This is a genomic window from Brevundimonas sp. 'scallop' (genome assembly GCF_011045535.1).
GTDB classification, from domain to species: Bacteria; Pseudomonadota; Alphaproteobacteria; order Caulobacterales; family Caulobacteraceae; genus Brevundimonas; species Brevundimonas vesicularis.
Genome location: NZ_CP039382.1, coordinates 1,821,631 through 1,846,178, shown reverse-complemented (window position 1 = coordinate 1,846,178; position 24,548 = coordinate 1,821,631). Strand labels below are relative to the sequence as shown.

26 protein-coding genes and 3 tRNA genes are annotated in these 24,548 nt (G+C 63.4%); 12 read left to right on the top strand and 17 right to left on the bottom strand.

All coding sequences use genetic code 11. The annotated features are described in order from the left end of the window. Nucleotide 1: 1 nt before the first annotated feature. Nucleotides 2-460, top strand: coding sequence for an NfeD family protein (locus E4341_RS09180; protein ID WP_165116761.1), 459 nt, complete (start codon nt 2-4; stop codon nt 458-460). 30 nt (nt 461-490) lie between these two features. Next, nucleotides 491-1,888, top strand: a complete 1,398-nt coding sequence (locus tag E4341_RS09175) for an MFS transporter (RefSeq protein WP_165116759.1) — start codon at nt 491-493, stop codon at nt 1,886-1,888. Here the strand turns inward: E4341_RS09175 and rnhA are convergent. Then, on the bottom strand, nt 1,885-2,337 hold the full coding sequence (gene rnhA / locus E4341_RS09170) for a ribonuclease HI (protein ID WP_066628408.1): 453 nt from the start codon (nt 2,335-2,337) through the stop codon (nt 1,885-1,887). The two genes, E4341_RS09175 and rnhA, sit on opposite strands and share 4 nt — an antisense overlap. Before the next feature lie 110 nt (nt 2,338-2,447). On the opposite strand from rnhA, the gene E4341_RS09165 reads away from it, so the two are divergent. Genes E4341_RS09165 through tatC form a run of 3 tightly spaced genes read left to right on the top strand, consistent with a single transcriptional unit; the run spans nt 2,448 to nt 4,143 of the window. Then, entirely contained in the window at nt 2,448-2,666 is a 219-nt protein-coding gene (locus tag E4341_RS09165; RefSeq protein ID WP_017503863.1) for a twin-arginine translocase TatA/TatE family subunit, read from the top strand. 23 nt (nt 2,667-2,689) lie between these two features. Next, nucleotides 2,690-3,256 (top strand): Sec-independent protein translocase protein TatB, encoded by a 567-nt coding sequence (gene tatB, locus E4341_RS09160; RefSeq protein WP_165116757.1) that lies wholly within the window; start codon nt 2,690-2,692, stop codon nt 3,254-3,256. Continuing rightward, nucleotides 3,253-4,143: a twin-arginine translocase subunit TatC gene (gene tatC, locus E4341_RS09155; protein ID WP_055810012.1), complete on the top strand. Its 891-nt coding sequence runs from the start codon at nt 3,253-3,255 to the stop codon at nt 4,141-4,143. Before tatB ends, tatC begins: the two co-directional genes overlap by 4 nt. Nucleotides 4,144-4,242: 99 nt before the next feature. On the opposite strand, the gene glnA is transcribed toward tatC, so the two are convergent. Both glnA and E4341_RS09145 read right to left on the bottom strand, forming a co-directional pair. Beyond that, nucleotides 4,243-5,649, bottom strand: coding sequence for a type I glutamate--ammonia ligase (gene glnA / locus E4341_RS09150; protein ID WP_165116755.1), 1,407 nt, complete (start codon nt 5,647-5,649; stop codon nt 4,243-4,245). Nucleotides 5,650-5,730: 81 nt separating this feature from the next. Further along, the gene (locus tag E4341_RS09145; RefSeq protein WP_008261682.1) at nt 5,731-6,069 is read right to left on the bottom strand and encodes a P-II family nitrogen regulator; all 339 of its coding nucleotides are present in this window, start codon (nt 6,067-6,069) and stop codon (nt 5,731-5,733) included. Between the two features lie 114 nt (nt 6,070-6,183). Between E4341_RS09145 and E4341_RS09140 the strand changes: the two genes are divergently transcribed. Next, nucleotides 6,184-7,020 (top strand): NAD(P)H-hydrate dehydratase, encoded by an 837-nt coding sequence (locus E4341_RS09140; protein ID WP_165116753.1) that lies wholly within the window; start codon nt 6,184-6,186, stop codon nt 7,018-7,020. A 30-nt stretch (nt 7,021-7,050) separates the two neighbouring features. Here E4341_RS09140 and E4341_RS09135 read toward each other — a convergent pair whose 3' ends face one another. Further along, nucleotides 7,051-10,158, bottom strand: a complete 3,108-nt coding sequence (locus E4341_RS09135; protein ID WP_240893517.1) for an error-prone DNA polymerase — start codon at nt 10,156-10,158, stop codon at nt 7,051-7,053. Here E4341_RS09135 and E4341_RS15430 point away from each other — a divergent pair. Beyond that, nucleotides 10,157-10,696, top strand: a complete 540-nt coding sequence (locus tag E4341_RS15430; RefSeq protein ID WP_205751264.1) for a zinc-binding dehydrogenase — start codon at nt 10,157-10,159, stop codon at nt 10,694-10,696. The two genes, E4341_RS09135 and E4341_RS15430, sit on opposite strands and share 2 nt — an antisense overlap. A gap of 276 nt (nt 10,697-10,972) precedes the next feature. On the opposite strand, the gene E4341_RS09125 is transcribed toward E4341_RS15430, so the two are convergent. Continuing rightward, a complete protein-coding gene (locus tag E4341_RS09125) occupies nt 10,973-11,767 on the bottom strand; it encodes a DUF1365 domain-containing protein (RefSeq protein WP_165116751.1) in 795 nt (264 codons plus the stop codon). Further along, complete coding sequence (locus E4341_RS09120; protein WP_165116749.1) at nt 11,764-13,101, bottom strand: NAD(P)/FAD-dependent oxidoreductase; 1,338 nt, start codon at nt 13,099-13,101, stop codon at nt 11,764-11,766. Before E4341_RS09120 ends, E4341_RS09125 begins: the two co-directional genes overlap by 4 nt. Between E4341_RS09120 and E4341_RS09115 the strand changes: the two genes are divergently transcribed. From E4341_RS09115 to E4341_RS09105, 3 genes are read left to right on the top strand one after another with little or no spacing between them, the layout of a single operon-like run. Next, nucleotides 13,100-13,846, top strand: a complete 747-nt coding sequence (locus E4341_RS09115) for a sigma-70 family RNA polymerase sigma factor (protein ID WP_240893516.1) — start codon at nt 13,100-13,102, stop codon at nt 13,844-13,846. The two genes, E4341_RS09120 and E4341_RS09115, sit on opposite strands and share 2 nt — an antisense overlap. Then, a complete protein-coding gene (locus E4341_RS09110; RefSeq protein WP_165116747.1) occupies nt 13,843-14,481 on the top strand; it encodes a ChrR family anti-sigma-E factor in 639 nt (212 codons plus the stop codon). The genes E4341_RS09115 and E4341_RS09110 overlap by 4 nt, the downstream gene beginning before the upstream one ends. Beyond that, entirely contained in the window at nt 14,478-15,284 is an 807-nt protein-coding gene (locus E4341_RS09105) for a DUF1295 domain-containing protein (RefSeq protein WP_240893515.1), read from the top strand. Before E4341_RS09110 ends, E4341_RS09105 begins: the two co-directional genes overlap by 4 nt. 7 nt (nt 15,285-15,291) lie before the next feature. Here the strand turns inward: E4341_RS09105 and E4341_RS09100 are convergent, their stop codons facing one another. The 9 genes from E4341_RS09100 to E4341_RS09060 all read right to left on the bottom strand — a co-directional run bounded on the left by E4341_RS09100 (nt 15,292) and on the right by E4341_RS09060 (nt 20,567). Next, a complete protein-coding gene (locus tag E4341_RS09100) occupies nt 15,292-16,248 on the bottom strand; it encodes a rhodanese-related sulfurtransferase (RefSeq protein ID WP_165116745.1) in 957 nt (318 codons plus the stop codon). A gap of 27 nt (nt 16,249-16,275) precedes the next feature. Then, nucleotides 16,276-16,352 (bottom strand) — tRNA-Arg (locus E4341_RS09095). A gap of 19 nt (nt 16,353-16,371) precedes the next feature. Next, a complete protein-coding gene (locus E4341_RS09090; protein ID WP_165116743.1) occupies nt 16,372-16,677 on the bottom strand; it encodes an ETC complex I subunit in 306 nt (101 codons plus the stop codon). A gap of 77 nt (nt 16,678-16,754) precedes the next feature. Beyond that, nucleotides 16,755-16,831 (bottom strand) — tRNA-Pro (locus E4341_RS09085). 45 nt (nt 16,832-16,876) lie between these two features. Further along, nucleotides 16,877-17,356 carry a DUF192 domain-containing protein gene (locus tag E4341_RS09080; RefSeq protein ID WP_165116741.1) on the bottom strand — a complete coding sequence of 160 codons (480 nt, stop codon included), beginning with the start codon at nt 17,354-17,356 and terminating at the stop codon, nt 16,877-16,879. A 21-nt stretch (nt 17,357-17,377) separates the two neighbouring features. Continuing rightward, the gene (locus tag E4341_RS09075) at nt 17,378-17,917 is read right to left on the bottom strand and encodes a cold-shock protein (protein ID WP_165116739.1); all 540 of its coding nucleotides are present in this window, start codon (nt 17,915-17,917) and stop codon (nt 17,378-17,380) included. Nucleotides 17,918-18,137: 220 nt separating this feature from the next. Then, nucleotides 18,138-18,212 (bottom strand) — tRNA-Glu (locus tag E4341_RS09070). Nucleotides 18,213-18,290: 78 nt separating this feature from the next. Then, on the bottom strand, nt 18,291-20,102 hold the full coding sequence (gene recJ / locus E4341_RS09065) for a single-stranded-DNA-specific exonuclease RecJ (protein WP_165116737.1): 1,812 nt from the start codon (nt 20,100-20,102) through the stop codon (nt 18,291-18,293). A 39-nt stretch (nt 20,103-20,141) separates the two neighbouring features. Next, the gene (locus E4341_RS09060; RefSeq protein ID WP_205751261.1) at nt 20,142-20,567 is read right to left on the bottom strand and encodes a hypothetical protein; all 426 of its coding nucleotides are present in this window, start codon (nt 20,565-20,567) and stop codon (nt 20,142-20,144) included. Nucleotides 20,568-20,675: 108 nt separating this feature from the next. Between E4341_RS09060 and phaC the strand changes: the two genes are divergently transcribed. Together phaC and E4341_RS09050 are read left to right on the top strand one after the other, a co-directional pair. Beyond that, the gene (gene phaC, locus E4341_RS09055) at nt 20,676-22,616 is read left to right on the top strand and encodes a class I poly(R)-hydroxyalkanoic acid synthase (protein WP_205751260.1); all 1,941 of its coding nucleotides are present in this window, start codon (nt 20,676-20,678) and stop codon (nt 22,614-22,616) included. Next, entirely contained in the window at nt 22,613-22,990 is a 378-nt protein-coding gene (locus E4341_RS09050; RefSeq protein WP_165116733.1) for a hypothetical protein, read from the top strand. The genes phaC and E4341_RS09050 overlap by 4 nt, the downstream gene beginning before the upstream one ends. Here the strand turns inward: E4341_RS09050 and msrB are convergent. Both msrB and argC read right to left on the bottom strand, forming a co-directional pair. After that, the gene (gene msrB / locus E4341_RS09045) at nt 22,987-23,490 is read right to left on the bottom strand and encodes a peptide-methionine (R)-S-oxide reductase MsrB (RefSeq protein ID WP_165116731.1); all 504 of its coding nucleotides are present in this window, start codon (nt 23,488-23,490) and stop codon (nt 22,987-22,989) included. The genes E4341_RS09050 and msrB overlap by 4 nt on opposite strands. A 39-nt stretch (nt 23,491-23,529) precedes the next feature. Further along, the gene (argC, locus tag E4341_RS09040; RefSeq protein ID WP_165116729.1) at nt 23,530-24,480 is read right to left on the bottom strand and encodes an N-acetyl-gamma-glutamyl-phosphate reductase; all 951 of its coding nucleotides are present in this window, start codon (nt 24,478-24,480) and stop codon (nt 23,530-23,532) included. Nucleotides 24,481-24,548: the final 68 nt, after the last annotated feature.

Below are 24,548 nucleotides of genomic sequence, written 5' to 3'. Positions count from 1 at the left end.
GATGATGTCGCTTGCTGATCTCTATGCCGCCCAGCCGTTCTGGATCTGGTTGGCGATCGGGGTTCTGCTGCTGGCGGTCGAGGCGATGTTCTCGACCGAATGGCTGCTGTGGCCCGCTGTCTCAGCGGGCGTCGTCGCGGTCATGACGGCGGCGGGCGTGCGGTTGGGGCTACCGGGCGAGGTGGCCGTCTTCGCGGTTCTGACCGTCATCGCCACATTGCTATCCCGCCGTCTGATCTCCAAAGCCAATCCCGACGGTCCCGACATCAATGATCGCGACAGCCGTCTGGTCGGCCAACGGGCGCGGGTGGTCGAAACGTTCGTTTCGGGCCGCGGTCGCGTCTTTATCTCCGGCGCCGAATGGCCGGCCGAGATCGTGGGCGAGGCGCCGATCGAAGGACAGGATGTCGTCGTGATGCGCGTGAACGGCTCGTTGCTGACGGTGCAATTACCCGTCTGAACGCAACGGTCGCATCGGCGTTCGTCAGGCATGACAGAACCCCAGAACGCCGTCACTGACGGCTTGCCGACACCTAGGCGCTATTGGGCCATTGTGTCCATCGGCTTGGGCATCACGCTTGCCGTTCTGGATGGCGCGATCGCCAATGTCGCCCTGCCGTCGATCGCGCAGGATTTACAGGCGTCATCGGCCGCCTCGATCTGGATCGTCAACGCTTATCAGATCGCCATCGTGGTCGCTCTTTTGCCACTGGCGTCGCTGGGCGAGATCGTCGGCTATCGGCGTGTGTCGCAGGCGGGGCTGGCCGTGTTCACCCTGGCCTCCATCGCCTGTGTGTTCGCCAACTCGATCGAGACGCTCAGCCTCGCACGCGTTGTTCAAGGTTTTGGTGCAGCGGGCATCATGAGCGTCAATGGAGCCTTGGTCCGTTACACCTATCCGCAGCGACTGCTGGGTCGCGCAGTCGGAATCAACGCGGTGATCGTTTCGCTGGCGGCGGCGGCGGGGCCGACCATCGCCAGCGCCATATTGGCTGTCGGACACTGGCGTTGGCTGTTTGCACTGAATGTGCCGATCGGCCTGCTGGCGGTGTCGCTGGCGGGTTTCACCCTGCCGCACAACCGACTTCAGCCGCGAAAGCTGAATTGGGTCGGGGCTGCGCTGAACGCCGCCGCGTTTGGCCTGCTGATCACCGGCCTTCAATCGCTGGCGCATGGCGAAGCGGCCGTTTTGGGTTTCGGTCTGACAGGGGCAGGGCTGGCAGCCGGGATCTTGCTGATTCGCCGCGAGCGCTCACGGACGTCGCCGCTGATCCCCCTCGACCTGCTGGCGCGACCGATGTTCAGCCTGTCGGTCGCCACATCAATCATATCCTTCACCGCCCAGATGATGGCCTTCGTGGCCTTGCCGTTCTTCCTTCAGGGCACATTGGGGCTTACTGCGGTGGAGACCGGCCTATTGATGACGCCTTGGCCACTGGCGACCATGATCGCAGCGCCGCTGGCCGGCCATCTGTCTGATCGCTATTCGGCGGGCGTGCTGGGCGCCATCGGCCTTAGCCTGTTTGCTTGCGGCCTGATGGCGCTCAGTTTTCTCAATGCCGATTCGAGCCATTTCGACATCATCTGGCGCATGGCCCTTTGCGGCGCGGGCTTCGGATTTTTCCAGTCGCCCAACAATCGCGCCATGTTGTCGGAGGCCCCGAAAGATCGCGCCGGCGCAGCGGGCGGCACCCTGGGCATGGCGCGGGTCGTCGGGCAATCCCTGGGCGCCGTGGTGGTGGCTTTCCTGCTGTCGGCCGCGCCGATCAACGGCGTCGGTCACGGGTTCCAGATCGCGGCCGTCACGGCCCTGTTTGGCGCGGTGATGAGCGGATCGCGGGTCCGCCGACGTCCAGCCGAGCCGGACAAGGAGGTCGAGGCGGTCTAGCGCCGGGGCAGTTCCGCGACACCGCGATTCGCCAGTTGGTCGGCGCGTTCGTTCAGTTCATGTCCAGCATGACCCTTCACCCATCGCCATTTCACGTCGTGCCGCAGACGCGCGGCGTCCAGCCGCTGCCATAAATCGGCGTTCTTCACCGGCTTCTTGTCGGCGGTCAGCCAACCACGCGCCTTCCAACCACGCATCCATTCGGTGATTCCCTGCATCACGTACTTGCTGTCGGTATGCAATTCGACCTTGCAGGGCCGCTTCAGGGCTTCCAGCGCCATGATGGCGGCCATCAGCTCCATGCGATTGTTGGTCGTGTTGGGCTCGCCGCCCCACAATTCCTTTTCATGACCGCCGCCGGCCTGAAGCACGGCGCCCCAGCCTCCGGGGCCCGGATTGCCCTTGCAGGCGCCGTCGGTGTGGATGATGACGTGATCGGAGGGACTCATGGTCGCGCAGACCTACAGCCTCCCTTGGCGCGGGGCCATCACTGCGCCTATATGCGGGTCGAATAAGAGTGGATGGGATCGGATGACCGATCCCCGCGAGGAGATTAGCCATGGGCTCCATGAGCATCTGGCATTGGGCCATCGTCATCGTCGTCATCGCGCTGCTGTTCGGTGGCCGGGGCAAGCTGTCGGGCATCATGGGCGACGCCGCCAAGGGCATTCGCGCCTTCAAGGACGGCCTGAAGGACGAAGACAAGAAGGACGGCCCGCACGAGGGCGTCAGTTCGCTGCCGCGCACCGAGGCGGAAAAGGAAGAGCTGAAGCGCTAGTCGTCGTCTGTAAGGGCTGACGCATGGGCGGGCTCGGCCCCGGTATCGGGGGTTTCGAATTAGTGGTGATCGGTCTGGTGGCCCTGCTCGTCGTGGGGCCAAAGGACCTGCCTGTCCTGATGCGTCGCGTCGGTCAGATGGTGGCCAAGGCGCGCGCCATGGCCAATGAGTTCCGATCCAGTTTCGACGAGATGGCGCGTCAGTCCGAACTGGACGACCTGCGCAAAGAGGTCGAGGCGCTGCGGACGGGGCAGGGGGCCATGTATCCCCTGGGCGCCGAGGCGGACGCCGCGTTCAAGGACATCAACGCTGGATTGACCGGGCCGACTGCGGCGGCTGCCCTGCCTGCGCCCGAGCCGGAGGCGCCGGTCATGACGCCTGCGCCCGACGAATGGCCGGATACGCCGGCGGCGGTTGAGCCGGTCACGACGACGAAACCCAAGCGAACGCCCCCAAAGGCCAAGGCGGGGACGGGTGTTTCCGGATCGGCGACGGCTAAACCTCGCTCAGCCGCCAAACCGAAGACCGCCAAGACTAAGCCTGCGGCCACCAAGTCCAAGACCTCGCGCAAGAAAGTCGTTGACCTGTGACGCCTTCCGATCGTGACGAGGCCGAGATCGAGGCGTCGCGCGCGCCCCTGATGGATCACCTGATCGAGCTGCGCGGGCGGCTGCTCATCTGTGTGGTGGCTTTCTTCCTGGCTTTCATCCTCTGCTTCGCCTTCGCCAACCAGATCCAGATTGCGCTGATCAAGCCGTATCAGGCCGCCGTGGCGATCCATGCCGCTGCCCTGGCGACCGGCGGTCACGCCAATCCCATCGAACTGATCGCGGTGATGACGGGAATCAAACCCTATCCGCCAGGCAGCGCCGCCGTTGTGCAACTGATCGCGACGGCGCCGCTGGAACAGCTCTTCACCAAGATGAAAATCGCGGCTTTTGGTGCGGCGGTCCTGACCTTCCCTGTCATGGCGTGGCAGATGTACCGGTTCGTGGCGCCGGGTCTCTATCGCAACGAGCGCGGAGCGTTTCTGCCGTTCCTGATCGCCGCGCCTGTGATGTTCTGCCTGGGCGGGGCGCTGGTCTATTACGTCATGCTGCCGTTCGTGATGCTGTTCTCGCTGAGCCAGCAGGTGGCCACCGACGGCATATCCGTGGCGCAGACGACCAAGATTTCCGACTATCTCAGCCTGGTGACCTCGCTGCTTCTCGCCTTCGGGCTTTGCTTCCAGCTTCCTGTGGTGACGACTCTTCTGGGCCTCGCTGGCCTGATCAGCTCCAAGGTCATGGCGGCCGGTCGGCGCTACGCCATCGTCGCTGTCGTCGTGGTCGCAGCCGTGGTCACGCCGCCCGATCCGATCAGCCAACTGATGCTGGCTGTGCCGCTGGTCATTCTCTACGAGATTTCAATCTGGTGCGTGCGACTGATCGAGCTGCGCCGTAAGAAGGCCGACGATCTGGAAGCCGAGATCGCTTAGGCGCACGTCCGCGTCTCGATCGCTGCTGGAAGCAGTCAGGCCATGCAAAAAGGGCCGGGGAGCGATCCCCGGCCCTTTGTCTTGAATGCGATCAGGTGATCAGCAGCTATAGTACATGTCGAACTCGACCGGGTGCGGGTGCAGTTGCAGACGCATCACCTCTTCCATCTTCAGCTCGATGTAGCTGTCGATGAAGTCGTCATCCATGACGCCGCCCTTCTTGAGGAAGGCCCGGTCTTTATCCAGGTTCTCCAGCGCTTCACGCAGCGAGCCGCAGACCTCGGGGATCGAGCCGCGCTCTTCCGGCGGCAGGTCGTAGAGGTTCTTGTCGGCGGGCGCGCCCGGATCGATACGGTTCTCGATCCCGTCCAGACCGGCCATCAGCAGGGCGACGAAGGTCAGATAGGGGTTGCCCATCGGATCGGGGAAGCGCGCTTCCAGACGCTTGGCCTTGGGCGAGGAGACGTGCGGGATGCGGATCGAGGCCGAACGGTTGCGGGCCGAATAGGCCAGCTTCACCGGGGCTTCATAGCCGGGGACCAGACGCTTGTAGCTGTTGGTGGTCGAGTTGGCGAAGGCGTTGATGGCCTTGGCGTGCTTGATGATGCCGCCGATGTACCACAGACATTCCTGCGACAGACCGGCGTACTGGTCGCCGGCGAACTGGGGCTTGCCGTCCTTCCAGATCGACATGTGGACGTGCATGCCCGAACCGTTGTCCGCAAACATCGGCTTGGCCATGAAGGTCGCCGACTTGCCATAGGCGTGGGCCACATTGTGGATCACGTACTTATAGAGCTGAAGGCGGTCGGCCATGGTCAGCAGGTCCGAGAACTTCAGACCCAGTTCGTGCTGAGCCGGAGCCACCTCGTGGTGATGCTTCTCGGGCTGAAGGCCCAAATCGCGCATGACGCCCAGCATTTCGCCGCGCAGGTCCTGGCCGGAATCGACCGGATTGACGGGGAAGTAGCCGCCCTTTGGTCCAGGGCGATGGCCCATATTGCCTTCGGAATATTCAGCGCCGGTATTGGCCGGCAGCTCGGTCGAATCGTAGCTGTAGCCGGTATCGTGCGGCTGGGTGGACCAACGCACGTCGTCGAAGATGAAGAACTCGGCTTCCGGTCCGAAGAAGACCTGGTCGCCCACGCCCGACGACTGGACGTAAGACAGAGCCTTCTTGGCCATTGAGCGGCTGTCGCGGTTGTAGGGCTCGCCGGTGTCCGGGTTCAGCACGTCGCAGAACAGGAACATCGTCTTCTGCTGATAGAAGGGATCGATATAGGCCGTGGTAAGGTCGGGCTTCAGCAGCATGTCGGACTCGTTGATGGCCTTCCAGCCGGCGATCGACGAGCCGTCGAACATCGTGCCTTCGTTCAGGAAGTCCTCGTCGACCAGATCGATGTCGAAGGTGACGTGCTGCAGACGGCCGCGCGTGTCGGTGAAGCGGACGTCCACATATTGGACCTCCTCATCCTTGATCTCTTTGAGGATCTTGCTGGCGCTCATTCTCGAAAAGTCCTGTTCTTGTCGTTTGGGGAGGAGACCGGACAGCGACCCGAGGGCCGAGGGCCGGGGAGGGTAGTCAGGTCAGACGGCTTGGGCTCCGGTTTCGCCGGTGCGGATGCGGATCACTTCGGCGACGTCGGACACGAAGATCTTGCCGTCGCCGATCTTGCCTGTACGAGCCGAGGTCTGAATGGCCTCGACAACTGCGGGGGCAAGGTCGTCGGCGACGACCACCTCGATCTTGATCTTGGGCAGGAAGTCGATGACGTATTCTGCGCCGCGGTACAGTTCGGAATGACCCTTCTGGCGACCATATCCCTTGGCCTCCAGCACAGTCATGCCTTGCACGCCCACGTCCTGGAGCGCCTCTTTGACGTCATCCAGCTTGAAAGGCTTGATGATGGCTTCGATTTTCTTCATGGCGACCCCGGAGCGGCGCACGGAATGCAGCGGCGCTCGGGCGCGAATGGGACACAGCAGGGCCGCTCAAAGCAAGCGATTTTCGCAGGCTGGCGAAGGATAATCGGAACGCGGATGATAGAAACCAACGACCCGGCGATCTGGCGCAATTTTCTGCCTTGGCCGAGCTCGGAAATGCACAAGCATGCGCGTGGACGTTTGGCGGTCGTTTCAGGAAAGGCGCATCACACCGGCGCTGCGCGGCTTGCAGCTCATGCGGGCCTGAGGATGGGGGCTGGGGTCGTGCGAATCCTTTGTCCGCCAGATGCAGCGTCGGTGATCGCGCCGGCTGTGCAGGCGGTGATGTTGACGCCTTTTTCTTCACCCGAAAACTTAAGTCGAGAAGCCGCCGGCAGCGACGCCGTCGTGATCGGACCAGCTGCAGGCCTAGACGATGCGACGATCGCGAACATTCAGGCGCTGGGCTCGACCGGCGCCGTTCTGGTGATCGACGCGGATGGTCTGTCGGTCTTCAAAGGTCGGACTGCTGAACTGTTCGCCGTGTTGGATCGCGACGATATCCTGACGCCGCATGAAGGTGAGTTTGATCGACTTTTCCCAGGCCTGCTCGCGAAGGGGCGAGAAACGGCCGTTAAAGATGCGGCGCGAGCGGCCCAGGCGACGATCGTTTTGAAGGGCGCCGAGACTTTGATCGCATCGCCTGATGGTCGCATCCGCCGAAATGAAAACGGTTCTCCGTGGCTGGCCACGGCCGGAACCGGCGACGTGCTGGCCGGCATGATCGGCGGATTGGCGGCGCAGCGCATGGACAGCTTCGACGCCGCTTGCGCCGCCGTCTGGCTTCATTCCGATGCCGCAGAACGCTTTGGACCGGGACTGACCTCAGACGACCTCTACGATGCCTTGCCGAAGGCGTTGTTTGAGCAGTGGAGTATCGGGCATCAAAAATGAATTTTTGAGTTTCGGTCCCGCAATTCTGGATCAATGAAAATCTCTAGATCCGGGCAGGATACGCACATCACGGGAATGGCGATGCGGCGGATGGCGGGGTGTCTGGGGATGGGCGACGACGTCGGCGCGGGCGAGTTGGACGGCGGTGTCGTGATCCTGGGACAGGCGCGCCAGTTCGGTTGAGCGGTCGATGACGCGGCGGGCGACCAGATGGATGACGCCTTCGGGGCTCTTCTCCACTACGCCCTCGACCGCCATCAGGCGGGCAGCCATGACCTCGCGGCGGAACTGCTCGAACATCCGCGCCCACAGGACGACGTTGATGATGCCGGTCTCGTCTTCCAGGGTGACGAAGATGGCGTTGCCCTTGCCGGGGCGTTGACGCACCAGAACAACACCAGCGACCTGCACAACGGCGCCCCCGCGTCGGGCTTCGGTCTGGGCGGAGGTCAGCAGGCCTTCGGCGTCGAAGATCGGGCGCAGGATCGCCATGGGATGCGCCTTCAGCGACAGGCGCAGGGTCTGGTAGTCGGCGGCGACATGCTCGCCCAGCGGCATGACCGGCAGTCGGGCGTCGGGTTCGGCGCCGAGCTCGCGCGCATCGGCGGCGGCGACCAACGGCAGCGGCGGGTCGTCCGGCAAGCGTCGTACGGCCCAAAGGGCTTCACGCCGGTCCAGCCGCAACGATCGTAAGGCGTCTGCATCGGCCAGCTTGCGCATGGCGGCAGACGGCAAGGCGGCGCGGCGGGCCAGAGTTTCGATGTCGGACAGAGAGAAGGCGCGGGCGGCGGCGAGCGCCTCTGCCCAGTCTTCGCGGAAGCCCTCAATCTGGCGCAGGCCGATCCGCAGCGCCGGCGTTCTGTCCGAACCTTCCAGACTGTTGTCCCAACCACTGTAAGAGACATCGACCGGCCGCACCTCGACGCCGTGTTCGCGGCCGTCGCGCACGATCTGGGCCGGGGCGTAGAACCCCATCGGCTGGCTGTTCAGCAGGGCGCAGGCGAAGGCCGCCGGATAGTGGCGTTTGATCCATGAGGAGACATAGACCAGTTGGGCGAAAGAGGCGGCGTGGCTTTCCGGAAAGCCGTAAGAGCCGAAACCCTTGATCTGGTCGAAGCAACGCTGGGCGAAGGTCGGGTCATAGCCGCGTTCGATCATGCGGCCGACCATTCGATCCTCATAGGTGTGCAGGGTGCCGTCGCCCCGGAAGGTGCCCATGGCCTTGCGCAGACCATTCGCTTCCTTCTCGTTGAACTCGGCCGCGACCATGGCGACCTTCATCGCCTGTTCCTGAAACAGGGGAACGCCCAGAGTTTTTTCGAGCACCTGCTTCAGCTCGTTTTGGGGATATTGCGGTCCTGGCCTGGAATAGTCGGGCTCCTCCAGTTTATTGCGACGGCGCAGATAGGGGTGGACCATGTCGCCCTGGATCGGACCGGGTCGGACGATCGCCACCTGAATTACCAAATCGTAGAGGCGGCGTGGCTTTAGACGGGGCAACATGTTGATCTGGGCGCGGCTCTCGACCTGGAAGACGCCGATGGAGTCGCCCTTGCACAGCATGTCGTAAACGGCCGGATCGTCGCGCGGGATCGTATGCAGCGCCCAATCGTCCCCGTGATGAGCGCGGATCAGGTCGAACGCCTTGCGGATGCAGGTCAGCATGCCAAGCGCCAGCACATCGACCTTCATCAGGCGGAGTGCATCGATGTCGTCCTTGTCCCATTCGATGAAGGTGCGATCCGGCATGGCGGCATTGCCGATAGGGACCAGTTCGTCCAGCCGGTCCTGGGTCAGAATGAAGCCGCCGACGTGCTGGGACAGGTGGCGGGGAAAGTTCAACAGCCGCATGGCCAGCTTCACCGCACGCTGGATCATAGGATTGGCGGGGTCCAAACCAGCCTGTTTGACATGGCGTTCGCCGATCTCACTGCCCCAACTGCCCCATTGGCTGGAGGCCAGACGGGCAGTCACGTCCTCGGTCAGACCCAGCGCCTTGCCGACGTCACGGATGGCGCTCTTGGGACGATAGCGGATGACGGTGGCGGCGATGCCGGCGCGCGCGCGGCCATAGCGAGTGTAGATGTGCTGGATGATCTCCTCGCGCCGCTCGTGCTCGAAATCGACGTCGATGTCGGGCGGCTCGCCACGGTCGGTGGAAAGGAAGCGTTCGAACAGCAGGTCGGATTCCGCGGGGTCCACCGCCGTGATGCCCAGTACGTAACAGACAGCCGAGTTGGCCGCCGAACCTCGACCCTGGCACAAAATCCGCTTGTCGTTCGCCACACGCACGATGTCGTAGATCGTCAGGAAATACGGCGCGTAGCCGGCCTTTGCGATGAAGATCAGCTCTTTATCCAGCAGCGCCTTGACCTTGTCGGGCACGCCGTCGGGATAGCGCATCTCGGCGTGCCGCCAGGTCAGTTGTTCCAGCCAGCCCTGCGGCGTCTCATCAGGCGGGGTCGTCTCTTCAGGGTACTGGTAACTGATGTCGCCCAGATCGAAGCCGATGCGAGACAAGACGTGCTGGGTCTCGACCAGCGCCTCGGGCGCATCGCGGAAAAGGCGGGCCATTTCGGCGGGCGGCTTCAGCCAGCGTTCGGCGTTGGCGTTCAGACGTCGGCCTGCATCCTCGATCGTCACGCCTTCGCGAATACAGGTCAGCACGTCCTGCAGATCGCGTTGGATCGCGTCGTGATAGAGAACATTGTTGACGGCCAGTAGCGGTGCGCCGCTCCGCTCTGACAGTGTCTTCAGCCGCGACAGTCTTCGACGGTCGTCGCCGTTCCGCCCCATCACCGCGCCAAGCCAGACCGCGCCGGGCGATGCATCGCTCAACTGCGCCAAGACCTTGTCGACGCCGTCCAACCGTGCGCCCGGCATGAGGATCAGCAGCATATCCTCAGGCGCGGCCAGCAGATCGCGCAGCCCGATCTCGCACTGCCCCTTCACCGCCCGGCGATTGCCCAGGGTCAGCAGCCGCGTCAGCCGTCCCCAGCCGGCTCGCGTTTCGGGATAGGCGATGATTTCGGGCGTGCCGTCGTTGAAGACGAGACGCGAGCCCGTCGCCAGTTTGAAGCTCGCGGCCCGCTCCTTGACCTGGATCGGGCGTCGGGTCGGCATGATCGGGGGCGGCATGTACGCCGATCTGAGAAAGATCAAAACACGCGACGCCCTGCCGATTCCCGAAGGTGTGACGGCCGCCCAAGGCGCAGCCTTGACAGTCAATCCCATGACGGCGCTCGGATTTGTCGAAACCGCTCGGGCCGAGGGACATTCCGTGATCGTCCATACTGCGGCCGCATCCAGTCTGGGCCAGATGCTCCAGCGGATTTGCGCCCAAGACGGTGTGCCACTCGTCAATATCGTGCGTTCTGAAGATCAGTTGCGACTGCTGAAGGACGCGGGGGCGACCCATGTCCTGAACAGCCGCGAAGATGATTTTCGAACACAACTCACCGACGCGGTCACTGAAACCGGCGCCACTGTCGCGTTCGACGCCATCGGCGGCGGATCGCTGGGCGGCGAAATCATGCACGCGATGGAACGTGGCGCAGTCAACCGTATGACCGAATACAGCCGATATGGCTCATCAACGTTCAAACAGCTCTACGTCTACGGCGCGCTCGATACTTCGCCGATGATTCTGAATCGTCTTGCTTTTGGTTTCCAGTGAAGCGTGTCCGGGTGGCTATTGACGCCTTTGATGCAGAAGGTTGGTTCCGATACCGTGTCGAGAATGCGCAAATGCGTCTTTGACGACCTGACCACCACATTCGCGACACGCTACACACGCACAATAGGACTTGCTGAAGCGCTCGACCCAGAAACTCTGCTTGCTTACGAGCGGAAGGCGACGGGAGAGAAGTTCCTGATCGATCCAATTCCAAACTGAAGGCTAGAATTGCCGATAATATATCTTAGGCGATAAAACAATTTTTGCTGCTTTGGGTTACAGACGGCTCTCCTGAGCTTCCCGTTGAATGGTCACTGGCGTGTCTGCCGGTCTAGGCTGCTGTGTCAGCCTGACGCCCTTGAGCCATAGCTTCAGCGCCTCCCAGTGGATCACCGCGACGACCTTGAACGTCATCAAGGGAATCGCGGCTGTCGCGGCGGCGATGTTGCGATCTTCCAAACGTTCTCGCTTCGCCGCCATGGCGGCCGTGATCAGCACGCCTTCGGCATCTAACCCGTCGATGGTCATGTCGAGCCGATTGCCCGGCGTATGGCCACGGAACTGGTAATCCATCTCCATGCCCATGAATGGCGACACATAGAGCGCCTTGGCCGCGCCCTGACGAATGACGCCTGCGGCCTGATCTTCGATCGGGATCGGAATGACATAGGCGTGGCGGATGCCGAAGGTGCTGGTCACCTCGTACACCATGGCGGCCAACCGTCCGTCGGGCCAATGGCAATAGTAGATGCTGATCGGGTTGAAAACGTAACCCAGAACCCGCGGCATGGTTAACAGGCGGACAGGCCCGCCCTCAAGTTCGATGCCGGCTTGAGCCATCCACGCATCCACCTGAGGTCGCAGCGCGCCCGAGCCGTCTCCGTAATCCTTGTCGTGGAAGGACAACAGATTGAGCCGATTGCGCGAAAACAGCCGCAGGCGCCCATCCACATCATCGATTTCCGACAGGTCGAGCAGAAGCCAGAAGACGCGATAGTTCAGCTTATGGGTCTTGGGCCGAAGGCGTCGGTGCATGACCCGGCCGCGATAAAGGGCCGAGCTGAGTGTCACGCGGCACGTTCCAGTTGCGCGCCCATAGGCGTCGTCAAATGAATGCGGCCGCTTTCGTTCGCGACGGACCAAGAACGACGCACGCCGCCGAGTTGTTCGGCGACGGCGAGGCCGGATTGCAGGCCATCCTCGTGGAAGCCCGCGCCGAAGTGGGCCCCGCAGAACCAGACGCCCCCCTGCCCTTGCAGGCTCCACAACTGCTTTTGAGCCTGTATGGCGGCGGGATCGAAGATGGGGTGCTCGTACAGTTCGCTGCGTAAAATCGTGTCGGCGCGCGGCGGACGCGGCGGATTCAGGGTGACGAACAGGTCGTCGCCCGGCAGACCTTGCAGACGGTTCATCCAATAGGTGACGCAGAGGCCGTCGTCCGCGCCGATATAGTTCCAGCTGGCCCAGGCGCGACGACGATGCGGCATCAGGCTGGCGTCGGTATGCAGGACGGTCAGATTTCGGCTGTACCGGAAAGCGCCGAGCAGCGCCTTCTCGCGCGCCGTCGGTTCGGCCAGCATCGCCAGAGCCTGATCGGCATGGGACCCAATCACAACCTGGTCGTAGCGCTCGATCCCGCCTTGGCTGTCGTGAACGAAGACGCCTTGATCGCTACGCCGCACGGAAGTGACGCCGTGGTCCAGCCGAATGTCTTGGATGGCACGAGCGAGATGTTCGACATAGACGCGGCTGCCACCCTCGACGGTGCGCCACAGCGGCCGCCCCACCAGTTTCAGCAGGCCGTGATTGCCGCAGAAACGGATGAAGGACTCGGCCGGATAGTCCATCAGCGTGTGCGCCGGCGATGACCAGATCGCGGCGGCCATAGGTAACAGGTGATCGTCGCGGAACGCCTCACTGAACCCCTCCCGCTTCAGATAATCGCCAAGCGTCAGCGAGGAATCGGACATCGCAGCCAAATCCTTTGGTGCTTCGCGATAAAAGCGCAGGATTTCGCTCAGCATCGACCAGAAGCGAGGACGCAGGGCATTGCGACGCTGAGCAAACAAGCCTGGCGCGGCATATTCGAACTGTCCGTCATCCAGTGAGACAGCGAACGACATATCCGTCGCGCGTGTCGCGATCCCCAAATGCTCGAACAGGGCGATCAGATTGGGATAGGTTGCGTCATTGAAGCAGATGAAGCCGGTGTCGACCGCGATCTCGCCGGAAGGCACGCTGGCCATCACCGTATTCGAATGCCCGCCCAGGCGGTCGCCCTTTTCGTAAAGCGTCACGTCATGGCGTTTTGACAGAAGCCAGGCCGAAGACAGGGCGGCGACGCCAGATCCGACCACAGCGATCTTTTGACGTTCGGCAGAGGGCGTCGCGGACGACAGGGGCATGAAAACTCCGAAAGATACGCCGCAACGCAATCGCTACGGCATGAAAGGATTACGGGTCGCCGTCATGTTCGGATCGCGATTGATCCAGACATTTCCGCTGAGCGTATTAGTGTTCATGCATGCCGAGCCGTTATCCTTCGCATCGACGCCATGTCGGTCAAACCGCGTGAAGGCGCTCGACAGCTTGCCTGATCCGCTGCTGCACGATCGGCTGATCGAACAGATCGCCCTGAGGCGCGATCGTGACGCCTTCGCTGCGCTCTTCGCCTATTTCGCACCGCGGCTGAAGGCCTGGCTGATCAAGTCGGGCGCGACGCCCGGCGCGGCCGAGGACTTTGCTCAGGACGCCATGCTGACCGTGTGGCGCAAGGCCGATCTGTTTGATCCGTCCAAGGCGCGCGCCGCCACGTGGATTTTCACCATCGCTCGCAACCGTCGGCTTGACATGCTGCGCCGTGACGCGCGTCCCCTGCCGACGCCCGAAATCGAGCTGGCGGGGGACGACGTCCGCCGGCCCGATGAACTGCTGTCGATGTCGCAAGACGCGGACCGCGTGCGCGACGCTCTGGCGCGGCTCAGCGCTGACCACGTCGAGGTCCTGCGTTTGGCCTTTTTCATGGACAACTCTCATTCCGAGATCGCCAAACATCTCGGCCTGCCGCTCGGCACCGTCAAATCCCGTATTCGTAACGCCATGACCAAGCTTCGTCTGATCCTCGCGCCGTCCGAGGAGGCTGCGCGATGAAACCTCAGCGCAATCCCTCCGAAGAACGTTTGCTGGCCTATGCGGCCGGCACGCTCAGCCCGCCCGAGGCTGTGGTGATGGCGGCGCATCTGGCGATGCGGCCGGCCAATGACGCCTGGGTGCGCGACCTGCAGTCCGTCGGCGGCGAGTTCTTGAATGAGACGCTCCCCTCCCCCTTGTCGAATGATGCGCTCGCCTTGGCGATGGCGCGGATCGAGACGGATACTGGCAAAGCCTATCACAGCGCGCCCCTGAACGACATGCCCGAGCTGCCCGAGCCGCTGCGGCGGTATGCGCTGGGCCCGTGGCGCTGGGTCGGGCCAGGCATGCGCGTGCGCGACGTCCATGCGCCCCGGGATGGGGATTGTCGTGTCATTCTTCTGAAGATCGAATCGGGTCGAGAGACGCCCAAACATACGCATGGCGGCGTCGAGCTGACCTGTGTCATCTCCGGCGCCTATGCGACCGAAACCGAGCGGTTCGATGTGGGGGATTTCGAAGAGGCGGATCCGGAGGTGCTGCACCAACCCCGTGTGGTGTCAGACGAGCCGTGCCTGTGCGTCGTCGCGCTTGACGGTCAGATTCAACTGGATGGATGGGTCGGCAAGCTGATCCAGCCATTCGTTCGCCTGTGACCGCTCTCGCGGCCATTTGGGGTGTCGCCGCCCTATTTCTCGTTGTCGTCATGTCTGCGGCCTGGCTGATTCAGAAACGAACGGGCCAAGGCGGTTGGGCGGACGCCTTCTGGTCGCTTGGACTGGGAGCGGCTGGCGTCGGCGTCGCACTCTTCCCGATCGACGGCGCCGCTCCGTCATTGCGCCAGTATCTTGCAGCGCTTCTGATCGGGCTTTGGGGCTTGCGGCTGGGGTCCCACATCGCTGCTCGCGCCTCCCACGAAGAACGCGAAGACGCTCGCTACGCGCGTCTGCGAGAGGACTGGGGCGCCGGTTTTCAGGTCAAGATGTTCGGCTTCCTTATGTTGCAAGCCGGAGCCGCCGCCTTCTTGGCGCTCAGTGTGATGGCGGCGGCGCGCAACCCGGCGCCGGGCCTGACGCTCCAAGATGCTGTCGCGACACTGATCTTTGTTGGAGCCCTGGTTGGAGAAGCCGTTTCGGATCGCCAGCTGGCGGCCTTCAAGCGCAACCCGGCCAACAAGGGTGGAATCTGCGATGTCGGTCTTTGGGCCTGGTCACGCCACCCGAACTATTTCTTCGAATGGGTAAGTTGGTGCGCTTGGCCTGTGTTCGCCATCAATCTGAGCGGTGAATGGCCCTGGGGTTGGCTCGCGCTGACAGGGCCAGCCTATATGTACTGGCTTCTGACCCAGGTGTCCGGCGTGCCCTTGCTGGAAGAGCATATGCGAGAGTCGCGACCCAAGGCGTTCGAGGTTTATGCCGCCCGCACCAGCGCTTTCTTCCCTCGCGCGCCCCGGCGATGAGGCGATCCTAGTCTTTCTGAACTGATCCCAGATGCGTCTCGCCGCGTTCGCGGGCCATTTCCATCTGCCTATGACGCTCGGCGTATCGCTGCCGCTGGACCTCGTCGCGGACGTCGTGACAGCGCTCGCAGCATACGCCTTCGACATAGTGAGGCGAAGCACGACCGGCCTCGTCCACTGGCAGACGACATCCCCGGCACAAGGTATGAGGACCTTGGCTTAGGCCGTGCCCGACCGAGACGCGTTCGTCAAAGACGAAACACGTTCCATGCCATAGGCTCTGATCCTCATCCACCATCTCAAGATAGCGAAGGATGCCGCCCTCCAGATGGTGGACGTTCTCCACGCCTTCGGCCTTCAGGAAGGCGGTCGATTTTTCGCAGCGAATGCCGCCGGTGCAGTACATGGCCACGCGCTTGGCGCCGGTCTGCTCAAGTAGGGCGCGACCTTCGCTCCTGAACCAGTCGGGAAAGTCTCGAAAGCTGCGGGTATTAGGTTGAACAGCCCGTTCGAATGCACCGATCTCGCCCTCGTAGTCGTTGCGCGTATCGATCACCAAGGTCTCGGGATCGGCGATCAGGGCGTTCCAGTCCGTGGGCGTGACGTAGACGCCCGCCTGATTGGGAGGGTCCAGATCCGGCTGTCCCATGGTGACGATCTCGCGTTTGACGCGCACCTTCATCCGGTGGAACGGCAGGGCGTCGGTCCAGGCGTATTTGAGTTCCAGCGTCTCGAAGCCTGGCATGGCGTGGATCGCGGACAACACCGCTGCGATGGCTGTTTCCGATCCGGCGATGGTGCCGTTAAGACCCTCCGGCGCGACGAGCAGTGTCCCCCTCACCTGCCCAGCGTCGCAGATCGCCTGAAGCGTCTCGCGTACGGCTTCGGGGTTAGCCACCGGCGCGAACCGGTAGAGTGCGGCGACACGGGCGGCTTGATCGCACGAGGTCTGATGGTCGGTCATGGATCAGCCCCTCGAAGGCGCCGGAAGTGGCGCGCCCAGCAGGACTCGAACCTGCAACATCCCGCTTAGAAGGCGGGTGCTCTATCCGGTTGAGCTATGGGCGCTCTGGCAAGACGTCAGGCGTCAGTGCGTCCAGGACTGTTTGCGGTTGGTGGCGAAATTGTCGGCATAGGCCTTGATGATCACCGGCGGATCGTTCGGCTCGTGCAAACGGAAGGCGATGCCGTGACGCTCGGCGTATTCGATCGCCTCTTCCTTCGATTCGAAGCTCAGGCGAACCTGGCCGTTCATGTCGTTGGAGCTGGTCCAGCCCATCAACGGATCGATGGTGCGCGCCGACGCCGGTTCGAATTCAAGCCGCCAGTCACGGCTCTTGGCCTTGCCCGACTGCATCGCAGTTTTGGCCGGGCGGTAGATGCGAGCCAACATGGCGAAATCCTCAGTGACGGCGGGGTCTGTGGCCCTGCCATAACGCGCGCTGGACATATGATCCAGCGGCCTTCCGTTGGTCGGGGCGAGAGGATTCGAACCTCCGACCCTCTGGTCCCAAACCAGATGCGCTACCAGGCTGCGCTACACCCCGGACCGAACGGAGCGCTCTATTGGCACTTCGCGACGCGATCCGCAATCAAGGCTTGAAATAAGGATGTAAAACTTTGTCGCCGGGCTTGGCGTTGATTTCGGCCGCCCGTCCTGCCCGCAGTTCCAAGACGCCGTTGGCGGCGCCATTGGAAGGGATCGGCGCCTCGGAGAAGGGTGTGGCGTGCGAAGCGATGGAGACGATCCGGCCCTGTGGATCGATATACAGAATGTCCAGCGAACTGGGCGTGTTGCGCATCCAGAAGCTTTGCTCGCGCGGCGCTTCACCCGGCCATTGGAACAGCATCCCGCGGTCGGCCTCGACCGGCGGACGGAACATCAGTCCCCGTTGACGTTCGGGCTCTTCGTCGGCGATTTCGACCCAGAACTGATGCTCGCCCGACGTGGTCACGACGGCCAGCTTCTGCAGCGGCTCGCCATTGGGGCCGACAGGCGCCTTGGCCGCGCATCCGGCGAGCGCGAGCATAATAAGCCCCGCCATTGCAGAACGTCTCGTCGCCTTGATCATACGCCTCTCCTGGGCGCTCGATCAGTCGCCCGTTCTGATGTCTGCCACCACCAGACCTTTGGGTCCGTTGGCGAATCGCACCCGCACCGCATCGCCAGGAATCAGATCATCCAGGCCGCAGCGACGCAGGGTTTCGATGTGGACGAAGATATCGCCCGGCTCACGATCACGCACGACGAATCCGTAGCCCTTGGTCCGATTGAACCACTTGACCAGGGCGGTCTCCAGCTCTTCGTCACTTTCGGCGACCGGGCGCGGCGGCGGCGAAGTCACAGGTCGACGCACGGCGGGCGTCGCTTCGCCCTCGCCCAGGTCATGGATCTCGATCGTCTGCCAACCCTTGGCGCGTTTGACGCAGTCGCAGGTGATGGTCGCACCTTCGTCGGCCGCATCGCGGCCGAGATCCCGCAGGCTGCTGATATGCAGCAGGACATCTCTCGTTTCGGTCAGGGTCGGATCGTCAGGGACGATGAAACCGTAGCCCTTGACGGCGTCGAACCACTTCACGCGCCCAGTGACGCGAACGGTCTGCGCCGTTTCCGTCTCTTTAAAGTCAGACACTTAAAAAACCCCCGCCCGCGCCTCCAGCGGACTCGTTTTATATTTAACACCGTTCCGCGAAATTTTGAAAAGCGGAAAATGCGCGTCTATGCAGAAGCTTGCGTTTGGGAGAGTGCAGATGCGCATCGCAGGCGCTGGCGAATGACCGCCAGTCTCTCGTGCTATTTGATCTATGCTGCTTGCCGGGAGCCTCAAAGGCTCAACCATAATACTGCCCGCGTGGCAGTCCCTAGGGGAGTCGAACCCCTCTTTTCAGGTTGAAAACCTGACGTCCTAACCGATAGACGAAGGGACCGCTGCGCGGGAGAGCCGGCGATATAGCCGCGCCCTCGGAGCGGTGCAAGCGTGGATTTTCAGTTTTTTGGAGCCGCCGTCAGATCATTCGAGGATCGGCGACATCCTCGATCTCGAACTGCACGCCCTTGCGGCCATTCCAGTCGTCAGCCTTCAGCCGGCCCACGACGCTCAGCCCGCCCTGCCCCGACAGCAACGCCTGGCCCGTCGGCAGATCGGCGCAGCGCCAGGCGATGGCCTTGACTGACGCGCCATCTGGACCGACCAGCCGGCACCGCACATGACCGCCATTCATGGCGACGGGTTCGCGGGCTTGAACCCCGCTTAGGGCGAAGCTGGGTTCGGGGTTGGCGGGACCGAATGGGGCCAGACGCTCGAACGATTCGAACAGATCGCGCGTCGCCGCCGCGGGGTCGATCAGGGCGTCGATCTCAAGCACGTCCTGTGCGACAGCTTCGACCCTTTCGGTAGCGAGTCTCTCGTTCAAGAAGGCGGTCAGCTCGGACACGCGCGCACCGTCCATCGTCAGGCCTGCCGCCATGGCATGACCGCCGCCAGCGAGAAGGATACCGCTCTCCCAGGCCGCCTGGATCGCGCGTCCCAGGTTCATGCCTGGCTGTGACCGGCCCGAGCCCTTTCCAAGACCGGTCACGGGATCGACGCCGATGACGATCACCGGCTTGCGCCAGCGCTCGCGCAAACGGCCGGCGACGATGCCGACGACACCCGGATGCCAGTCCTCGCCCGCGACCACGACGACGGCGCTTTCGTCGGCCTGGGCGCCGGTCGCTTCGACTCGGCGAACGGCCGCGTCGGTGACGGCTCGCTCGACATCGCGGCGCGACAGGTTCAGCGCGTCGAGTTCGATCGCCAGGGCCTCGGCCTCGGCCGGATCATCCGTCGACAACAACCGCGCGCCGAGGTCGGAGCGACCGATGCGTCCTCCCGCATTGATGCGTGGTCCCAGGATGAAACCGGCATGATTGCTCTTGGCCGGTCCCGGTTCGGCGCCGGCCGCCGCCAGCAGCGCACGCAGACCCGGATTGCGCCAGTCGCTCATGACCTTGAGACCAAGGCCGGTCAGCGCGCGATTGAAGCCGGTCAGGCCGGTCACGTCGCAGATGGCGCCCAGGGCCGCCAGATCCAGCCACTGACGAATATCCGGCTCGGTCCTCTCGATGAACAGGCCCCGACGCCGCCCCTCCCGGTTCAGCGCCGCCAGAAGCACGAACACGACGCCCGCCGCCGCCAGATTTCCTTGACCCGAGTTGCAGCCCGGCCGGTTTGGGTTGACGACCGCCAACGCCGTCGGCGGCTCGCTGCGCATCAGGTGGTGATCGATAACGACGACGTTCAGGGCGATGGCGGCCGCATGGGCCAGGGCTTCGTTCGCCGCCGCGCCGCAATCCACGGTAATGACCAGATCGGCGCCCGACGCCTTCAACGTGTCGAAGGCCTTGGCGCTTGGGCCGTAACCTTCAGTCAGGCGGTCGGGGACATAGATCGACAGTTCGCGGCCCATCGCCCGAAACCAACGCACCAGCAGCGCCGCGCTGGAGGCCCCGTCCACGTCATAGTCGGCGAACACATGAATGTTCGCCTTGGCCTGTAACGCATTCAGGATCGCATCGGCCGCTGCGTCCATATCCATAAAGCTGGACGGGTCGGGAAACAGGGCGCGCAGGGTCGGGGTAAGGAAATCTTGGCCCTGGTCGGCGCGAACGCCCCGCGAGGCCAAGGCCCGGGCCAGCGGTTCTTCCAGGTTCAGGGTTTGCATGTGCGCACGCGTCGTTGCGGCGTCGGCCGGACGTTGACGCCAGGCGCGCCCGGACAGGGATCGAGACACGCCGAGGAATGCGTTCAGTGTCTTTGCGCCGCCGTCATCTGCCATCAGCGCATTATCGCGGGATTCTGCCTCCCGCGCGACCAGTCATCGCGCTGGGCGACGGTCGAGCGGCGGCGGAGCCTTCGCCCTGTCACGCAGGCTTTGGGCGAAGGCCTCGATATCCGCCTGGGTTCGGACGGCGTCAGGCGACACCGGAACGGCGCTCACGGCCGCGCGTGTTTCGGCGGCGAGCGCCTCGGCGTCGCCGAGCGTCCAGTCGATGCGTGCGATCTCGCTGGTCAGCGTCGCGCTGTCGCCCTGGAGACGCTGCACATTCGACGCGACCTGCGTCACCGGCGGCAGATCGGTCGGCGCGGCCGGAAAGTCCTCCCAGCGCGGATAGCGCCGATTGGCGTCGACCAGTTCCTGGATACGTGGCGCAAGCGGCGAGACAACCTTAGTCTTGGAGGCGGATGCGCCGACACAGCCGCTCAATGGCGTCGTGATCGCGGCTGCGGCGATCAGGATCATCTTTTTCGAGTGCGACGCGTTCATTTCCTTGATGGTCTTATGCCATCATCGCGGTGCGCGGAAGGGCGGATGAACCGCCCTCTGGCGCAGGACGCGCGAAGGACGATCATGGCCAAGATTCCCAGAACGCCGACAGACGCCGCTGACCGCCCTGTGCGCAAGGCCGGACGTCCGACGTCCGCCAAGCCCCGCCCGCCTCGCCAGCCCAAGTCGAAACCTGCGGAAGCCCAGGACGCGGCACCTGAACCCCGTGCAAAGCAGGCGCCTGAGCCGACCGCATCGACGCCAAACCAGGCCGAGTTGATCGAAACCCTGTCGATGAATCTGGCAAAGGCGGCCATGATGGCCCAGAGCGCGATCGCCGAGGCGGCGCTGACTCAGGCCGATCGGCCGGCCGCCCTTTCCGCCGATCCCTTCAACGTCGCGCCGGCCATGACGTCAGTCATGACCAGTCTGGCCGCCCAGCCTGACAAGATGATTCAGGCCCAGGCCGACCTGTTTGGCCGCTATATGCAGCTTTGGTCATCGACGGCGCGTCAGGCGGCCGGCGAGGCGCCCGATCCCGCACCGGTCGACAAGCGGTTCAAGGACCCGGCCTGGTCCGAAAACCCGATGTTCGACATGATGCGGCGATCCTATCTGCTGACGTCGGACTGGATGAACGGCCTGATCGCCAGGGTCGAGGACGTCGATCCTACGCTGAAACGTCGCGCCCAGTTCTTCACCCGCCTGCTGACTGACGCCTTCTCCCCGTCGAACTTTTTGGCCTCCAACCCCGTCGCGCTGAAGGCCTTGGCGGAGACCAGCGGCGAATCACTGGTGAAGGGCATGCAGAACTTCGCCGCCGATCTGGAACGTGGCGGGGGATCGCTGCGCATCAGTCAGGCCGACTATGGCAAGTTCGTCGTCGGCGAGAACGTCGCCACCGCGCCGGGCCAGGTCGTCTGGCGCGACGAGTTGTTCGAACTGATCCAGTACGCACCCTTAACTGAAAGCCAGCACGAAATCCCGCTGCTGATCTTCCCGCCCTGGATCAACAAATTCTACATCATGGACCTGCAGCCGGCGAACTCGCTGATCCGCTGGCTGTCGGCTCAAGGCTTCACGGTCTTCGTCTGTTCCTGGGTCAATCCGGACAAGGACAAGGCCGGTTTCGGCTTCGACGACTATCTGGAAAAGGGTATCTATCGCGCGATCGAGAAGACGCTGGAGCAGGCGGGAACCAAGCAACTGAATGCCGTGGGATATTGCATCGGCGGCACCCTGCTTGGCGCTGGTCTGGCGCATATGGCGGCCAAGGGCGACAAGCGCATCGCCGCCGCCACTTTCTTCGCCGCTCAACATGACTTCGCCGAGGCCGGCGACCTGCTGCTGTTCACCGACGAACACTGGATCGCCGAGATCGAGCGTCAGATGGATGCGGCGGGCGGCGTCTTGCCGGGCGCAGCTATGGCCGAAACGTTCAACGCCCTGCGGTCCAACGACCTGATCTGGTCCTTCTTCATCAGCAACTATCTGCTGGGGAAGGATCCGCCAGCCTTCGACCTGCTGTTTTGGAACGCCGATCAGACACGCATGCCCAAGACCCTGCATCTGGACTATCTGCGTCAAATGTATGGGGCCAACGCCCTGGCCAAGGGGCAGTTCGAGATCGGCGGCCTGACGGCGGACCTGTCGAAGGTCGAGATCCCGCTCTATTTTCAGGCCAGCCGAGAGGATCACATCGCGCCGATGAACTCCGTCTATCGGTCCGCCAAACTGTTCGGCGGCAAGGATGTGACCTTCACCCTGGCCGGGTCAGGTCACATCGCCGGCGTCATCAACGCCCCTGCCGCAAAGAAGTATCAGCACTGGACCAACCCTGCCCTGCCCGCGACCTTGGCCGAATGGCAGGCTGACGCCGTCGAACATCCCGGCAGCTGGTGGGAGCATTGGTCGGCCTGGCTCGGCGCGCGTTCCGGCGCTCAAATCCCCGCCCGCGACCCAACCAAGGGCCCACTCAAGCCCATCGAGCCGGCGCCGGGCAGCTATGTGAAAGTGAAGTCTTGAACCGTCTCGAACCCAACGCCCTCCTCGCCGTCAGCACAGGCGTCGCCTTGATCCTGCTGATCATGACGGCCAGCCTGTTCGGCGAACCGGGCAACACGGTCAAATACGTGATCTCGGCCGTCATCTGCGCGGCCGCCTTTGTCCTGCTCAACGAACGAATGGCGCGCGTAATGAAACGACCGGTCGCCCAGCCGCTGATCCACGTCAGCACGCCGGGCACGGCGGTGTGGGCCGGACTGTTTCCACTGATCGTCATCGCCATGGCCTGCGCGCCCGTATTCTTCGCCGGTCACGACTATGGGCTGCTGGTGATCATCGCCTCGGTCATCTTCGGCCTGACCGTCGATTCAGCCGTGCGCGCCCGTCTCGCCTAGGCCGACACGAACTTCAGCGCCACGCCGTTGTTGCAGTAGCGCAGCCCCGTCGGACGCGGACCATCGTCGAACACATGCCCCTGGTGTCCCAGGCAGCGGACGCAATGATATTCGGTGCGTGGAATGCCGATGGCCAGGTCACGCTTCTTGCCGATATTGGCGGCGATGATGTCGTAGAAGCTGGGCCAGCCGGTGTGGGAATCGAACTTCCACTGCGATCGGAACAGCGGCAGATCGCAGCCCTTGCAGACGAAGGTCCCGCGAGCGTGCTGATCGTTCAGCGGGCTGGAATAGGGACGCTCCGTCCCCTCGTGCCGCATGACGCGCCAGGAGGCTTCGCCCAAGCGTCGTCGCCAATCCGCATCGGACACCCGACGATAGGGCGAGGCTGCGTACTGCCCCTCCCCGGCTTCGGACGTTTCAGGCGAACAGGCGGACAGGGCGAGCGCGCCGGCGCCCATCAGAAGGCCCCGGCGATGCAGGATCAGGGACTGGGTCATGTCCCTGATACGACGAAGGTCGCGGAATGGTTTCAGACCTCAGATCAGACCGGTCGCCTCATCCAGGCCCAGCATGATGTTCAGGTTCTGCACCGCCGCGCCCGACGCGCCCTTGCCCAGGTTGTCGAGCAAAGCGACCAGCCGCGCCTGCTCGCCATTGCGATCGCCGAAGACATGCAAGCGCAGGCGGTTGGTGCCGTTCAGGCCTTCGGGCTCGATGCCGGTCATGGCCTCGGTCTCTTCCAGATCAGCGACCTCGACGAAACGCTGGCCGTCATAGGCCTCGACCAGAGCGCCGTGCAGCCGTTCGACAGAAGGGGTTTCCGGCAGGGCCCCCAGATGCAGCGGAACCTCCACCAGCATGCCCTGGCGGTAGTTGCCGACCGCCGGCGTAAACAGCACGTCTCGGCTCACACCAGTGTGTTTGGTCATTTCGGGCACATGCTTGTGCCTCAGCGTCAGACCATAGGCGCGATAGGCGGTCGCGGTGCCTCCGCTGTCTTTTGGGGCCGCCTCGAATTCGGCGATCATGGCCTTGCCGCCCCCGGAATAGCCCGACACCGCATTGACCGTGACCGGATAGTTGGCGGGAACCAGACCCGCCTTCACCAGCGGCCGCATCAGGCCGATGAAGCCCGTGGGATAGCAGCCGGGGTTCGACACGAACTGAGAGCGGGCGATCAGCGCACGCTGCCCGGCATCCATTTCAGGAAAACCATAGGCCCAGCCCGGCGCGACCCGATAGGCGGTCGAGGCGTCGATCACCTTGACCGACGGGTTGTCGATCATGGACACGGCTTCCCGCGCCGCATCGTCAGGCAGACACAGGATAACCGCATCGGCGCCGTTCAGGGCCTCACGCCGTGCATCCGCGTCCCGACGTCTGTCGCCCAGCAACAGCAGGTTCAGATCCGGGCGCGCTTCCAGCCGCTCGCGGATTTCCAGCCCCGTGGTGCCGGCTTCGCCGTCGATGAAGATGGTGTGGGTCATCTGTCTCTCCCGTCCCTTCTCCGCTTAAGGAGCAAAGGCGCAAGAAAAAGGGCGCTCCGGGTCTCCCC

Coding starts and splice junctions, on each gene's coding strand:
- E4341_RS09100 (WP_165116745.1), bottom strand. CDS start 16,248: ATGACCGACCATCAGACCTCGTGCGATCAAGCCGCCCGTGTCGCCGCA.
- glnA (WP_165116755.1), bottom strand. CDS start 5,649: ATGAGCGCCAGCAAGATCCTCAAAGAGATCAAGGATGAGGAGGTCCAA.
- E4341_RS09120 (WP_165116749.1), bottom strand. CDS start 13,101: ATGCCCCTGTCGTCCGCGACGCCCTCTGCCGAACGTCAAAAGATCGCT.
- E4341_RS09175 (WP_165116759.1), top strand. CDS start 491: ATGACAGAACCCCAGAACGCCGTCACTGACGGCTTGCCGACACCTAGG.
- E4341_RS09180 (WP_165116761.1), top strand. CDS start 2: ATGATGTCGCTTGCTGATCTCTATGCCGCCCAGCCGTTCTGGATCTGG.
- argC (WP_165116729.1), bottom strand. CDS start 24,480: ATGACCCACACCATCTTCATCGACGGCGAAGCCGGCACCACGGGGCTG.
- tatB (WP_165116757.1), top strand. CDS start 2,690: ATGGGCGGGCTCGGCCCCGGTATCGGGGGTTTCGAATTAGTGGTGATC.
- msrB (WP_165116731.1), bottom strand. CDS start 23,490: ATGACCCAGTCCCTGATCCTGCATCGCCGGGGCCTTCTGATGGGCGCC.
- E4341_RS09140 (WP_165116753.1), top strand. CDS start 6,184: ATGATAGAAACCAACGACCCGGCGATCTGGCGCAATTTTCTGCCTTGG.
- E4341_RS09135 (WP_240893517.1), bottom strand. CDS start 10,158: ATGCCGCCCCCGATCATGCCGACCCGACGCCCGATCCAGGTCAAGGAG.
- E4341_RS09165 (WP_017503863.1), top strand. CDS start 2,448: ATGGGCTCCATGAGCATCTGGCATTGGGCCATCGTCATCGTCGTCATC.
- E4341_RS09110 (WP_165116747.1), top strand. CDS start 13,843: ATGAAACCTCAGCGCAATCCCTCCGAAGAACGTTTGCTGGCCTATGCG.
- E4341_RS09115 (WP_240893516.1), top strand. CDS start 13,100: ATGAAAACTCCGAAAGATACGCCGCAACGCAATCGCTACGGCATGAAA.
- E4341_RS09145 (WP_008261682.1), bottom strand. CDS start 6,069: ATGAAGAAAATCGAAGCCATCATCAAGCCTTTCAAGCTGGATGACGTC.
- recJ (WP_165116737.1), bottom strand. CDS start 20,102: ATGGCAGATGACGGCGGCGCAAAGACACTGAACGCATTCCTCGGCGTG.
- phaC (WP_205751260.1), top strand. CDS start 20,676: ATGGCCAAGATTCCCAGAACGCCGACAGACGCCGCTGACCGCCCTGTG.
- E4341_RS09060 (WP_205751261.1), bottom strand. CDS start 20,567: ATGATCCTGATCGCCGCAGCCGCGATCACGACGCCATTGAGCGGCTGT.
- E4341_RS09080 (WP_165116741.1), bottom strand. CDS start 17,356: ATGATCAAGGCGACGAGACGTTCTGCAATGGCGGGGCTTATTATGCTC.
- E4341_RS15430 (WP_205751264.1), top strand. CDS start 10,157: ATGTACGCCGATCTGAGAAAGATCAAAACACGCGACGCCCTGCCGATT.
- E4341_RS09090 (WP_165116743.1), bottom strand. CDS start 16,677: ATGTTGGCTCGCATCTACCGCCCGGCCAAAACTGCGATGCAGTCGGGC.
- rnhA (WP_066628408.1), bottom strand. CDS start 2,337: ATGAGTCCCTCCGATCACGTCATCATCCACACCGACGGCGCCTGCAAG.